Origin of the sequence: Pedobacter kyungheensis, assembly GCF_000812965.1 — a bacterium.
GTDB classification, from domain to species: domain Bacteria; phylum Bacteroidota; class Bacteroidia; order Sphingobacteriales; family Sphingobacteriaceae; genus Pedobacter; species Pedobacter kyungheensis.
Genome location: NZ_JSYN01000004.1, coordinates 252,463 through 266,792, shown reverse-complemented (window position 1 = coordinate 266,792; position 14,330 = coordinate 252,463). Strand labels below are relative to the sequence as shown.

Genomic DNA, 14,330 nt, shown 5'->3' with positions numbered 1-14,330 from the left:
TGTTTTGTTGCTTGTATGCTTTTAGTTGCCGCCACCGCCAAATACTCTTACCTGGCCAGCACCACCGCCTGGTCTGTTTTGTCTAAAACGTTTCATCATGTTCTCCATTTTAGTTTTATACTCTTCTGCGGTAATCAGTTTTGCTTTTTTAGGAGCGGTTACATCTTTTGCACTTACATTTCTGTACTCAATGCTTTTGGCAATTGAACTGTTCCCTCTGCCTTCAATAGCTAAAACCGCACCTTCGGTCCACATGTTTGGATTAGGAGAAAAATCGAAGCCTAAATCGTTGGTATACCAGATTTTAGTTTCTTCTACTACATTTTTATCCATATCTAAAATTTTAATGGCCCTGGTCGATCTCACAATCGCCTGGTGACAGGTAAAGCCTAAAATCTGTTTGGTCGAATCGGTTTTAACCACTTCAATTTTTGGAGCCGGAGCAGGTTTTGCCGTAGTGGTATCATTACGGTTACCACCGCCCATTCTGAACGAAGAAACTGGTCCTGAAGTAGAAAGAGTTAGTTTACTCGGCATGTAATACGTGGTATCGTTCAGATCGAACACTTCCGTTAAGCCTTTATCAGCAAAAGTATAGTAGTATTCGCGGTTACCGCCGCCACCACCAAAACGCATCATCATCCGGCCCATTCCGCCACCACCGCCACCTGCGCCGTTGCTATCTTCGGTTTCTTCAACCGGCATATAACTGGCATTGGTTGCTGTAAACAATAGCTCAAAATTGGTTTTGCTCGATGAAGGTATTCTGGCTTTCATCTGATCGGTTAACTGAATGCCATTGGCTGATGCCATAGCTGCAGGATCGATCGTGTTTTCGAATTGTATAGCCCCTGAAGTTTTTTTCTTTTGTGCGTTTGCAACCGACACTATCGATAAAACACCAAATAAAGCGATGAATATTTTTTTCATTTTGTTTTGAATTTGCTAGTTAGAGTTTAATGCCTTGAAAAGGTTTAACAAAGGTATTTTAGATTTAACGTAAAGCTTGTTAAAAAGTGTTAATTTAAACAGTAAGATTAACTAAATGAGTGCTTTATAGGCAACAAACGGTTCTTGTAATTTATTTTTTACATAGGTTTTATGAATTGGCTGGAGCCGATCAGCCATAGATAAGAATATTAAACCTCGCAGGTTTTTAAAACCTGCGAGGTTTAATAATTTAATATTCTGTGCTTTCCAGCCAGCCATTACACAGCACATCGGCAATGTGCATGGTTTTTACCGGAAGGTTGTTTTTATCGATATACCCCTGAAGGTGCAACAAGCAAGATAAATCTGTAGAAATGATATAATCAGCACCCTGAGCTAATGCATGGTTTACCTTTTGCTCGGCCATTGCCGAAGAAATGGCATCGAATTTAACGGCAAAGGTACCGCCAAAGCCACAGCACATGTCGGTATCTTCCATTTCTATCATTTCCAAACCATGTACTTTTGAAAGTAAATGACGGGGTTCGTCTTTAATTTTACACTCGCGCAAAGCGCTACACGAATCATGATAAACGGCTTTCCCTTCCAGCTCTGCTCCGAAATAATCTTTTTTGGCCACTTTAACCAGGAAATCTGAAAGCTCCCAGATGTTGGATTGTAAGCTCCGGCATTTATTGTGAACAATGGTATTGGTAAACAGATCGTTAAAACCACCCTTTACCATCCCTACACACGATGCTGACGGTGCAACAACGTAGGTATTTTCAGAAAAATCGTTTAAGAATTTAGTACCTACCTGTTTGGCTTCATCCCAATAACCCGCATTGTAGGCGGGCTGACCGCAACAGGTTTGTTTGGAATTATAGCTGACCTCGCAACCCGATTTCTCTAACAATTTAAGGGTATTAAAAGCAGTTTCGGGATAAAGCTGATCTACAAAACAGGGCACAAATAATTCTACTTTCATCATAATCTTTAGCCTACAAACTTACAATTTTGGTGCTTCTTTGCGTTCGATTTTTTTCAAAACAAACAAAAGGATTAAACCAATAATGAAAAATGATGCCAGGGCAATAATAGAATAACGGATATTGCCGGTAATTTCTTCTATGTAAGCAAAACTAAATAAGCCGATTACAATGGCCAGTTTTTCGGTAACATCGTAAAAACTAAAAAAAGAGGTGGTATCCTGTGTATCAACTGGCAAATATTTAGAATAGGTAGAACGCGATAAAGACTGAATACCACCCATGATTAAGCCGACAATTGCAGCAAGCGAATAAAACTGGTATTCGTTGGTAATATAATAACCGTACACACAGCAGCCAATCCAAACCAGCACCACCATAATCAGCACGTTTACATTGCCGATTTTTTTAGCCAGATAAGACATCAACATGGCACCCGGAATAGCCACCAGCTGAATAATGAGAATAACTGCAATGAGTTTAGCTGTACCCAGTTTCAGTGTTTTTTCTGCAAAACCTGCCGCTGCCAGCATAATGGTTTGCACGCCCATTGAGTAGAAGAAGAAAGAAACCAAAAATCCTTTCAGTTTTTTGATCTGCTTTAACTGTTTCCAAACTTTGCTTAGCTCACTGAAACCATCTTTAATGATATTGGTTTTAACTTTGCCCGCTTGCGGTGTTCCGTTCGGAAGCACTGAAAAAGGAATCTGCGAAAAGGCAATCCACCATACACCAACCAACAGAAACGACAAACGTGGCGGGAAGGAAGCATCGGTAATACCGAACCACTCAGGTTTCAATACAAATAAGAAACAAATAAGCTGCAACAATACCGAACCAATGTAGCCATAAGAAAATCCTTGTGCGCTTACGCGGTCCTGATGCTCTTCGGTAGCGATTTCGGGCAGGTAAGAATTGCTGAATAAAACCCCTCCAATGTAGCCCATTGCTGCTAAAGCAAACAAGATGATACTCATTTCGAGCGTATCGAGTTTAAAGAAATATAAACCCACACAGGCCAGTCCGCCCATATAGGTGAAGAATTTCATAAACGATTTCTTATTTCCTCTTCTATCGGCAATTGACGATAAAATGGGTAAAGCCAGCGCCATGATCAGGTAAGCGAAAGACAACGCATAGTTAGAAAGCGAAGTATTAACATAAGTGCGGCCAAAAAAGGTTACTTTATCACCATGCTCTTTAGTGGTGGTAATAATGGTATAATAAGCCGGGAAAATAGTTGAGGTAATAACCAGGTTATAGGCAGAGTTTGCCCAGTCGAAGAAAGCCCATGAGCGGATGGTTTTCTTATTGTTTTTTTCTATCATTAACTAGTACTTAAGTTATGGTGGTGTATCTGTCTTTTATGTGGATTATAATTTCGATCGTAAAAATAGAAATAGCTGCGAAAAGTTTTATTATAAAGTCTATGATTTAAAATATCAAATTCAAATGGAGAAGAGGTCATTAGTTCCCTGTAAATCTTTAAAAGTTTTTGATTTATTATCGGTTCATCTTTTTTAAGGCATCTTAAACCGAAAAAAAACATATCATTCTGATCAGTTTCTTCTTTCTCCAAATCAAAAAATGCAAACACCTGCTCATCGAAATTTGAATGAAATACTTCTACATCGTTATTAGTCCGATCGTTATATCTTTTGATCAAAAAATCTCTATCTATCTCTATTTTCAATGTTGTTAAGATTTCAAAAATCTCATTTCCATTAAAATTTGTATCCCAATATGAATTCTCTATATTCAAAAGTTCATAAAAGCATGCATAAAATGAGAATTCAACATAATTCTTGTTTTCAGAAAAATCATGTCTACCGCAATGTAAATCTATCTTTTCTATTAACTCTTTTTCATGATTAATCATAAATACATTTTTGATTATACCCGCTAAAGATAATACTTCTTCCCGTCAGTTTTAATCTTCCCGGCATCCAGTAAATCACGGATAATTTCGATGCGTTCATTTTCAGCGCCATTTTTGATATTCATCACCAGATCATCAAGTACCTGCGCTTCTTGTTGCAGCAGTGAAATAATTTCAAATTCTATTTCTTCACTGAGTTGGCTTTGATTCTCTGTCCTTTTTTCGGCCAGACAAACATCGCATACGCCACACTTTGAAGCATTTTGCTCATCAAAATATTCGAGCAGCTGAATGCTCCGGCAGATATGAGATGAAGCGTATTTAACTACAGCATTAATTTGCTTATGGAGGATTTCTTTCCTTAAACCCAAATATTTAACATCTAAATCGAAATGATCCATATCCACTCTCGATCGGATATATTGCAGCTGTGGCTGGTCGGTTTGAGGAATATAGGTAAGCAATTCTATGGACTGCAGTTTATTCAATAAGGCAACCACATCCCGATAAGCCAAGCCTGTTCGTTTAGCCAGATCAGATTCGTTTATTTTTACAAAGCCATCAAAAGCCCCACCATGCGAACGCAATATTGTTTTTATGATCCCATCGTAAGCTTTATTTTCGATTTGAAACCGGTAAATATCTTCGTGACTGGCAATAAACATCATACGCGAAGGCAAAAACACACTTTCAGAAAGCGTAAGGTAGCCATCGTGCTCAAGAAATTTCAATCCTGAAATAGTTTTTAAAACACTAATATTAAAACGCTTGCAAAAGTCAGCTAAATCAAAAGAAAAGGTCAGCCCCTCGCCTGCTCCAAAAGCCAGCTGAAAGTAATTGCCCAGGTAATGGTATATTTTTCTGATTTCATCGGGTGAAGGAAAACTATCCAGGTGCCTCGACTCGAGCCCCATAATGTCTGACTGATTCGCGAGTAAAACCGCATAGCTCCGTTTTTCATCGCGCCCCGCTCGACCAGCTTCCTGGTAATAAGCTTCTAAGCTTTCAGGTAAATCTAAATGCACCACAGTACGTACATCGGCTTTATCTATACCCATGCCAAATGCATTGGTAGCTACCATGATTCTGGTTTTATTTTGCTTCCAGTCTTCCTGTTTTTGAAAACGAATGTCTCTTTCCAGTCCGGCGTGATAATAATCGGCCCTAATCTGGTTGCGGTTTAGAAAATTAGCTACTTCGGCAGTTTCTCTACGGTTCCGCACATAAACGAGTCCTGTACCCTTAACATTGCGGCAAATATCAATTAGTTTTTTATACTTGTCTTCGTTGCCGAAAACCACATAGCTCAAATTATCTCGGGCAAAGCTTTTAATAAAAACCTGTGGATCTTTCATCTCCAGTTTAGCTACAATATCTTCGCGTACAAATGCAGTGGCTGTAGCGGTGAGTGCAAGTACCGGCACCTGAGGATGAATTTCGCGGAGTTTAGCCAGTTGCTGATATGGTGGCCTGAAATCATAGCCCCACTGCGAAATACAATGGGCCTCGTCAACCGCAATCAGGTTCACATTCATGTAAGAAATTCTAACGCGAACCAGTTCAGACAGCAGTCTTTCGGGCGATAAATACAGAAATTTAACCTTGCCGTAAATACAATTATCCAGCAAAATATCAATTTCGCGCTTACCCATTCCGGCATAAATGGCAATGGCTTCAATGCCTTTTGCTTTCAGGTTTTCTACCTGATCTTTCATCAGCGCAATTAAAGGCGAAACCACAATACAAATGCCTTCCTTTACCATTGCGGGTACCTGAAAGCAAATCGATTTGCCTCCACCAGTGGGTAAAAGTGCTAAGCTATCTTTTCCCTCTAAAACCGAAGCAATAATGTCTTCCTGCAGCGGCCTGAAAGCCTGGTATCCCCAATATTTTTGTAAAATCTCTATTGCTGTCATAAATCGGCGATCTCAAAACTATACATTTAATCCAAAATTGACACTTATTATTGTTTGAAATTGAAAAAATCATCTTTAGAAAAGATTATTACCTTTGCTAAATAAGACAAATACATGTTAGAAACGCAGTTTGCAGATATCATTAGCTTAATTAAAAACGCCAGAACGGCCGCTTTAAAATCTGTAAACTCTGAGTTAATTAATCTTTATTGGAATATTGGAGAATATATCCACTTTAAGGTGAAAAATGCGGAATGGGGACAATCTGTCGTGAAGCAACTAGCAGAATTTTTATCTAAGAATGAACCTGATTTAAAAGGTTTTTCTGATAAAAATCTTTGGCGGATGAAACAGTTTTATGAAAGTTATAAGGATTATCCAAAACTCTCATCGCTTTTGAGGGAAATAAATTGGACTAATAACTTAATTATTTTATCAAGGACTAAGTCTATTGAAGAGCAAGAGTTTTATATAAAACTTTGTTTAAAAGAAAAATATAGTTCAAGAGAGCTAGAAAGGCAGATAAACAGTAGCTTTTTTGAACGCTCTATTTCAGATAATGTAAAACTCTCAGCAGTGCTGAGAGTTCTACAAAATGATGTAGAAAATAGTTTTAAAGATACTTATGTATTCGAATTCCTAAACCTAACAGAGCCTCATAACGAAAGTGATTTACAAAAAAAATTGGTTCAGGAAATGCGAAATTTCATCCTTGAATTAGGTAAAGACTTTCTGTTTATCAGTGAGGAATACAAAATACAGGTTGGCAATAGCGATTTCTATATTGATCTGCTTTTCTACCACCGTGGCTTACAATGTTTAGTTGCATTTGAATTAAAGGTAGATAAGTTTAAACCAGAGCATTTGGGGCAATTGAACTTTTATTTAGAAGCATTGGATAGGGACGTAAAAAAATCTAATGAAAATCCAAGCATCGGGATTTTACTCTGTAAGGATAAAGACAATGAAGTAGTTGAATATGCGCTAAGTCGAAGCCTCTCTCCGACTCTGGTTGCAGAATACAAAACACAACTGCCTGATAAAAAATTACTTCAAAGAAAAATACACGAATTATTCAAATAAATCCTCCCATTATAATGAAGCACCTTTATTTTCTCTCAGCCCTTACGTTATTGTTTTTAAGTTCGAATGCCCAGGAAAAAAAATGGGACATAGAAAAATATCAGGGTACTACGAAAAATTTCACTTTAAATACTGATGAAGGCACCTGGATGAATCTGGACGTGAGTGCCGACGGACAGGAAATTGTGTTCGATTTATTGGGCGACATTTACGTAATGCCAATAACAGGCGGTGTAGCAAAGCTGATTAGTGGCGGCATTGCCTGGGATGTTCAACCCCGTTTTAGCCCGAATGGCAAATATATTTCGTACACCAGCGATAAAAGCGGTGGCGATAACATCTGGATCATGAACCGTGATGGTTCAGGTAAAAAACAGATTACGAAAGAAAGCTTCAGGTTATTAAATAATGCAACCTGGACGCCTAACAGCGAATATATTGTGGCCCGTAAACACTTTACAGCCAGTCGTTCATTAGGCGCTGGCGAAATGTGGATGTATAGCATTAACGGCGGAGACGGTGTACAGTTAACCAAACGCAAAAACGACCAGCAGGATGCTGGCGAACCTAATGTTTCGCCTGATGGCCGCTATGTTTATTTTAGCGAAGATGTGAGTCCTGGCCCAAATTTCGAATATAGCAAAGACCCTAACGGAACCATTTATGCCATCCGTCAGCTGGATTTAATCACTGGAAAATTAAACACCTTAATTAACGAACAAGGTGGTGCCTGCCGTCCGCAAGCTTCTCCAGATGGCAATTTGATTGCATTTGTAAAACGTGTAAGATTAAAATCTACTTTATACGTACAAAACCTCAAAACTGGCGAAGAATGGCCGGTAAGCGAAGAATTATCACACGATCAGCAGGAAACCTGGGCCATTTTTGGCGTTTACCCTAACTTTGCCTGGACACCAGACAGCAAAAGCCTGATTTATTACGCCAAAGGTAAAATCAGGAAAACTGAAATCGGTACTTTAATTAATAGCACCATTCCTTTTCAGGCCAATACTATCCAAACCGTACAACAGGCTTTGCATTTCGAGCAACAGGTTTTCAGTAATGAATTTTCGGCCAAAATGCTAAGACAGCTAATCACATCACCTGATGGAAAAACCATTGTTTTCAATGCAGCAGGTTATCTTTACAAACAGGAATTGCCTGCAGGAACACCTGAGCGTTTAACCAATGGTTTAGATTTCGAGTTCGAACCAGCATTTAGTCCAGATGGTAAATATGTAGTTTACACCACCTGGAGTGATGAACTGAGGGGAGCTATTAAAAGAACAGACTATAAATCTGGCAAAACTATTACGTTGAGTGATGAAAAAGGTTTTTATTATTCTCCACAATATTCAACCAAAGGCGATAAAATTGTTTTCAGAAAAGGTAGCGGTAACGATGTTTTAGGCTATAATTACGGTCGTGGAACAGGTATTTTTATGATGGCTGCCAATGGTGGCGCCAAAACTTTGATCTCAGAAAATGGCATTCGTCCGCAGTTTAACAATACCGATACACGCATTTATTTCCAGAGCTATGCCGATGGCAAAAAAGCATTAAAAAGTATCGATTTAAATGGTGCTAATGAGCGTACGCACTTTACTTCGCAATATGCCAACCAGTTCGTGATTAGTCCAGATAATAAATGGGTTGCTTTTAACGAGTTGTTTAACGTGTACATCACACCTATGATTAACGTGGGTACCGCTCAGGATGCCTCAGCAGGAAATAAAGCCATTCCGGTAACCAAAGTTACTACCGATGGTGGTACCTATATCCAATGGAGTGCCGATAGCAAAACCCTGCACTGGACTTTAGGCCCTAAATATTACAGCATTGATGTAAACAGCGCTTTCAACTTTGATGGCACTACACCTAAAACACAAGCTACTTCAATTGATATTAACCTGGTGCTTAAATCGGATTTACCTACCGGAATTGTGGCCTTAAAAGGTGCCCGAATTATTTCGATGAAAGGTGAAGAAGTAATTGAAAACGGTACGGTTTTAACCGATGGCAACAAAATAACCGCTATTGGTAAAGTAGATGCTGTAATCATTCCGTCAAACGCTAAAGTAATTGATGTAAGCGGCAAAACGATTATGCCTGGTATTATAGATGTGCATGCGCATTTGCGCACTAGTCCGGACGGCATTACGCCACAAAACGACTGGAGCTACATGGCTAACCTGGCATTTGGTGTTACCACTTCACACGATCCATCGAGTAATACTGAAATGGTTTTCAGCCAGAGCGAAATGCTAAAAGCAGGCCGTATGATTGGCCCGCGTGTGTACTCAACCGGTTCGATTTTATATGGTGCCGATGGTGATTTTAAAGTGGTGATTAACAGCCTGGATGATGCTTTGGCTAATTTACGCAGGTTAAAAGCTGTAGGCGCTTTCTCGGTAAAATCTTACAATCAACCTCGTCGTGAGCAACGTCAGCAGATTTTAGAAGCAGCACGTCAGCTTAAAATGGAGGTTGTACCCGAAGGTGGTTCTACTTTTTTCACCAATATGAATATGGTTGCCGACGGACATACCGGAATTGAGCACAGTATCCCGGTTTTACCGGTTTACAAAGATGTAACTACCCTTTGGAACAATACGGAAGTAGGCTATACCCCTACTTTAATTGTAGCTTATGGCGGCCAATGGGGAGAAAATTACTGGTACGACAGAACCAATGTTTGGGAAAACGAGAAGCTGATGACCTATACACCACGTTCGATTATTGATGCAAGAGCCCGCCGCCGTACCACATCAGAATATAGCGATTACAACCATATCGATATTGCCAAAGCAACCAAACAAATTGCCGATGGCGGTACGAAAGTTAATTTGGGTGCCCATGGCCAGATTCAGGGATTAGGCGCACATTGGGAACTGTGGATGCTGGTTCAAGGTGGGTTTTCACCTTTACAGGCCATTAAAGCTGCTACTCTAAATGGTGCGCATTATCTGGGCATGGATAAAGAAATTGGCTCGCTTGAAGTAGGTAAGCTTGCTGACATGGTGATCATGGATGCCAATCCGCTTGATGACATCCGCAATTCGGAGAAAATTAAGTATGTGATGATTAATGGTCGTCTTTACGATAGTGCAACCATGAACGAAGTAGGTACCAGGGAGAAGTTAAGAGGCAAATTGTGGTTCGAAAATACCAGAGGAAATGGTTTCATTATTCCAACAGGCGAATCGGAAACCTGGACTTTCACCGTGCCACATTGTGATTAATTTACATGTTGCTCAACAAATTAATATTAAGTAAATTTGAATTATGGAAACAGTATTGCTTCAAATCAACAACAATAAGGCATACAAATTACTTAAAGATTTGGAAGACCTGAATATTGTGAAGGTTTTAAAAAAATCAGTATCAACAGAAAAAAAAAGATCGGCACATGATTTTCTGGGATTAATCTCAAAAGCGGATATGGCCATAATAGATAAAGCCATTGAACAAGATTGTGAAAATATAGATCTTGATGGCTGGAAATAAAGTTTTATTAGATACTAACATTATTTCTGCCCTGCTAAAAGGCGAGGTTTCGGTTGCCAATCACATTGATAATGCTGCTGAAGTATATTTATCATCAATTGTTATCGGAGAACTATTTTATGGCGCTGCATATTCTGTCAAAGTTGAACAAAACATGGCGAATATTAAACAGTTATTAACGGCTTATAAAGTTTTGAATATTGATCATGAAACTTCCCTGGTTTATGGAAAAATCAAAGCTGAACTGAGAAAAAAGGGTGCCCCCATTCCTGAAAATGATATTTGGATTGCTTCATCCGCCATACAACACAAACTTAAGCTAAGCACACTAGACAAACATTTTCTTCAAATAAGTGATTTAAAAATATTGGGCTGGTAATATTCAAATTTTTACCTCCCAAATCTTGATTTATCTATTCAAGACTACAAAAATACATGCCAACTATTATCGATTTATCTAAGCCCATCCGTTACAACGCTTCCGACCCCTGGTTTATGAAGGTAAAAATCAAACATAAACCACATAGTAAGGCCAAATGGCTGATCCGTTTACTGGGTTTGCCATTTAAATTGTTCCCTGCAGGTTTTGTGGGCTGGGCAGATGATACGATACAAAAAATGGGCGTACATTCAACTACACACGTAGATGCACCCTGGCATTATTCTCCAACGGTAAACGGCCAAAAAGCCAAAACCATTGATGAAATACCGCTCGATTGGTGCTATGGAAATGGAGTGGTAATAGATATGAGCCATAAAGCTGATTTTGATCCGATCACTGTTACAGATTTAACTGCAGCACTGAAAGCAACCAATACCCCGCTCCAATCAGGAATCATTGTGCTGATTAAAACCGGAAGGGATAAATATAACGGTACTAAAGATTTCCATGAAAAAGGAACGGGAATGAGCCCCGAAGCTACCACCTGGTTAATTGAGCAAGGCATTAAAATGATGGGGATAGACCAATGGGGCTGGGATTTGCCCCTGCCATACATGATTAAAGAAGCTAAAAGAACGAATAATGCTGACTATTTTTGGTCAGCGCATTTGGTGGGTCAAAATGCCGAATATTGCCATATGGAACAACTGGTTAACCTCGATGCTTTACCGCCTTCGGGCTTTAAAGTTTGTGTATTCCCATTAAAGATTGAGGGTGCTTCTGCGGCTCCTGCACGTGTAGTCGCAATATTAAACGATTAAGATGAAACCGAATAAAGTTTACAATATTGCCTCGACCATTTTCCTGATTTTAGGCTGTCTGGTATTTAGTTACGACGGTTACAGTTTATTGGGAATTTCGACAGTAAACCTGTTTCTGGCCTTAATGATTATGGCTTATGCCTGTTCGTTTATCGCATTAATGAAAGACCGTAAATCGGTTATTTCGTGGTTGTTGGTGATTTTAAACTCCATCATCGTTATCTGCATCATTTATTTCTTAACGCATTTTAAATTGAAGATGTAGTAATGTCAGCTAAAGATCCTAAACCCCTTCATTGCAGTTGCTCTTAAGCAACTGCAATCTTATAGAACCAGCAAACCGTAGGTTCTTAAAGTATTAATGGGTTTCGAGTACCAAAAAAGCTCGAAATTATCCATCTCACGCTCAAAATCAGCTTTAACCTCCTGAAAAGTGTAAACCCGCTCATTTGCAATCGCCAATTGTGCTAAGATATTCGTCAGCCACTCGCCTTCTGCTTTATTGGTTTGTATCGTAAAGGTTTCTTTTTTATCGTGAAAAGTTAGCGAGGCCATTTCCCATGTATTTCCCTTTTTCGATTTGATAAAATAATCTAGTTCCGGCTTTCCCCCTATCCAAACCACTTTGGCTGTAGATTTGGTATTAAAATGCTGATCATCGTTTAAGGCAGTTTCAATAAAATCAGCCTGGATTTTAGTTCTGGGAATTTTAAAATCGAACCAATCCTGCAGCTCGTAATCAAAACAGATGCCATGCATAAAATTGAATAACGATTTCTTTAAGCCAAAACTGAATTTGTTATGATCAATACCCGTTTTATCGATGTAATTAATATCGTTATTGGCAAAAGTTCCAATAGCTTCGGTTTCTTTTACCACGCCGAACTTCTCCGGGTACATGCCAACCGGGCTATGTGCCGTCATGGCAAACTGGTGCCAAAACCCCGATTGCAATACGCCTGCCTCAAAGAGCTGGCGAACCATCTCCAAACTATCAACCGTTTCCTGCACGGTTTGTGTTGGATATCCGTACATTAAATATGCATGTACCATAATGCCAGCTTCAGTAAAATTGCGGGTTACCCGCGCCACCTGCTCTACGGTTACCCCTTTATCAATGAGTTTTAACAAACGATCTGAGGCTACCTCTAACCCACCTGAAACAGCAATACAACCAGAAGCCTTTAAAAGCAGGCATAAATCGCGGGTAAAGCTCTTTTCGAAACGAATATTCGTCCACCAGGTTACGGCTAGTTTTCTCCTGATAATTTCGAGGGCAACCTCGCGCATTAAAGCAGGTGGAGCAGCCTCATCTACAAAATGAAAACCATTCTGACCAGTTTTCTGATAAAGATCTTCTATCCTATCCACAATCAGTTTTGCAGCTACAGGTTCGTAAACTTTAATATAATCTAAAGAAATATCGCAAAAAGTACATTTGCCCCAATAGCAGCCATGCGCCATGGTTAGCTTGTTCCAGCGGCCATCGCTCCACATGCGGTGCATGGGGTTTACAATCTCAATTACCGAAATGTACTGATCGAGCAACAAGTCGCTGTAATCAGGGGTACCCACATCAGCCTGCTTGTAATCGTTTCTGAAAGCATCGTTTCGGTAAACCACTTTACTATCCTCCAACAGGAAGGTTCTTTTATAAAAATGTGCCTCGGCTGGTACGGGATGTGTGATATTGTGGTAAAGCAGTTCGATAGGCAGCTCGCCATCATCTAAGGTAATATAATCGAAAAACTCAAACACACGTGCATCTGATAAAGATCTGAGCTCGGTATTGGGAAAACCTCCCCCCATAGAAATTTTAATTTCCGGATGATTGGCCTTAACCCATTGCGCACAGCGGAAAGCACTGTATAAATTACCCGGAAAAGGAACCGAAACGAGGAATAATTTAGGCTCAATAACTTCAATCTTCTCTTTTAGCACCGAAATCAGCAATTCGTCAATATAGGTAGGTACCTCGGCTAAAGCGGCATATAACTCATCGAAAGAATTGGCACTTCTGCCCAAACGCTCCGCATAGCGGCTAAAGCCAAAATTTTCGTCAACACATTCTACAATATAATCGGATATATCTTCGAGATATAAGGTAGCCAGGTGCTTGGCCTTATCTTGCGTACCCATGGCACCAAAAGCCCAGTCGAGCTCTTCCAGTTGAGAAAAACGCGAGGCTTGAGGCAAAAAATCATCACCACAAATTTGAAGTGCCAGCGTTGGGTTTTTACCCTGCAAAAAAGAGATTACCGCATCAATTGTTTTTAAGTATTCGTCTTGCAAAGCAGAAATGCGTTTGGCATTGTCGCTTTTAACATTTTTAGATTCATCAGCATAGCTGAATAAATCTTGTAATCCCTTTTTTGAGAACAGTTTCAAAATCACTTCGATACCTAAATCGGCCTGTGTTGAAGTAATATTTTTGGTATTCAAAAACCCTTTAATATACGCTGTAGCTGGATAAGGAGTATTCAGTTGGGTAAAAGGCGGCGTAACAACAAAAAGTTCTGTTTTCAAAAGAGAAAAAATTAAAATGCAAAAGTAAGGGATTTTTAGCAGTTTAATTATCCTTATTCCTACAATCGTTATCCCTGGTTTAATTGAAGATGAATTTTCTTAATCATCTCCCGCAGATTTAAATGATAAAGGCAGATTAAATGGACATTTTTCATCAACCATGGCATTTATCATGCTCTTAAAATCTGTTGTATCTGCGTTTATTTTCTGTGGAATCAGCGGGAAATGTATAGTTAATTTATACCAAACCATATCTCCTTCAAACCATTGCAATAAAACCTGAGAGACCTATAATTA

At 39.4% G+C, this 14,330-nt stretch carries 12 protein-coding genes; 6 read left to right on the top strand and 6 right to left on the bottom strand.

All coding sequences use genetic code 11. The features are described 5' to 3' along the window. Positions 1-21: 21 nt before the first annotated feature. The 5 genes from OC25_RS05175 to OC25_RS05155 form a co-directional block, all read right to left on the bottom strand. Positions 22-930 carry a hypothetical protein gene (locus OC25_RS05175; protein WP_039472494.1) on the bottom strand — a complete coding sequence of 303 codons (909 nt, stop codon included), beginning with the start codon at positions 928-930 and terminating at the stop codon, positions 22-24. A gap of 250 nt (positions 931-1,180) precedes the next feature. Beyond that, the gene (locus OC25_RS05170; protein ID WP_039472493.1) at positions 1,181-1,918 is read right to left on the bottom strand and encodes a (Fe-S)-binding protein; all 738 of its coding nucleotides are present in this window, start codon (positions 1,916-1,918) and stop codon (positions 1,181-1,183) included. Between the two features lie 21 nt (positions 1,919-1,939). Beyond that, positions 1,940-3,247 (bottom strand): MFS transporter, encoded by a 1,308-nt coding sequence (locus OC25_RS05165; protein WP_039472491.1) that lies wholly within the window; start codon positions 3,245-3,247, stop codon positions 1,940-1,942. Further along, complete coding sequence (locus OC25_RS05160; RefSeq protein WP_039472489.1) at positions 3,247-3,798, bottom strand: hypothetical protein; 552 nt, start codon at positions 3,796-3,798, stop codon at positions 3,247-3,249. The genes OC25_RS05165 and OC25_RS05160 overlap by 1 nt, the downstream gene beginning before the upstream one ends. Before the next feature lie 23 nt (positions 3,799-3,821). Continuing rightward, entirely contained in the window at positions 3,822-5,714 is a 1,893-nt protein-coding gene (locus OC25_RS05155; RefSeq protein WP_039472487.1) for a RecQ family ATP-dependent DNA helicase, read from the bottom strand. Between the two features lie 114 nt (positions 5,715-5,828). On the opposite strand from OC25_RS05155, the gene OC25_RS05150 reads away from it, so the two are divergent. The 6 genes from OC25_RS05150 to OC25_RS05125 are packed head-to-tail and all read left to right on the top strand — an operon-like array spanning position 5,829 to position 11,772. Then, complete coding sequence (locus OC25_RS05150; protein ID WP_039472484.1) at positions 5,829-6,797, top strand: PDDEXK nuclease domain-containing protein; 969 nt, start codon at positions 5,829-5,831, stop codon at positions 6,795-6,797. 14 nt (positions 6,798-6,811) lie between these two features. Further along, entirely contained in the window at positions 6,812-10,039 is a 3,228-nt protein-coding gene (locus tag OC25_RS05145; RefSeq protein WP_039472482.1) for an amidohydrolase family protein, read from the top strand. A gap of 43 nt (positions 10,040-10,082) precedes the next feature. Next, entirely contained in the window at positions 10,083-10,304 is a 222-nt protein-coding gene (locus OC25_RS05140) for a hypothetical protein (protein WP_039472480.1), read from the top strand. Beyond that, complete coding sequence (locus OC25_RS05135; protein WP_039472478.1) at positions 10,291-10,683, top strand: type II toxin-antitoxin system VapC family toxin; 393 nt, start codon at positions 10,291-10,293, stop codon at positions 10,681-10,683. The genes OC25_RS05140 and OC25_RS05135 overlap by 14 nt, the downstream gene beginning before the upstream one ends. A gap of 56 nt (positions 10,684-10,739) precedes the next feature. Then, positions 10,740-11,507 (top strand): cyclase family protein, encoded by a 768-nt coding sequence (locus tag OC25_RS05130; RefSeq protein WP_039472476.1) that lies wholly within the window; start codon positions 10,740-10,742, stop codon positions 11,505-11,507. A 1-nt stretch (position 11,508) separates the two neighbouring features. Continuing rightward, positions 11,509-11,772 carry a hypothetical protein gene (locus tag OC25_RS05125; protein WP_039472474.1) on the top strand — a complete coding sequence of 88 codons (264 nt, stop codon included), beginning with the start codon at positions 11,509-11,511 and terminating at the stop codon, positions 11,770-11,772. 59 nt (positions 11,773-11,831) lie between these two features. Here OC25_RS05125 and OC25_RS05120 read toward each other — a convergent pair whose 3' ends face one another. Continuing rightward, complete coding sequence (locus OC25_RS05120) at positions 11,832-14,033, bottom strand: B12-binding domain-containing radical SAM protein (RefSeq protein WP_039472471.1); 2,202 nt, start codon at positions 14,031-14,033, stop codon at positions 11,832-11,834. Positions 14,034-14,330: the final 297 nt, after the last annotated feature.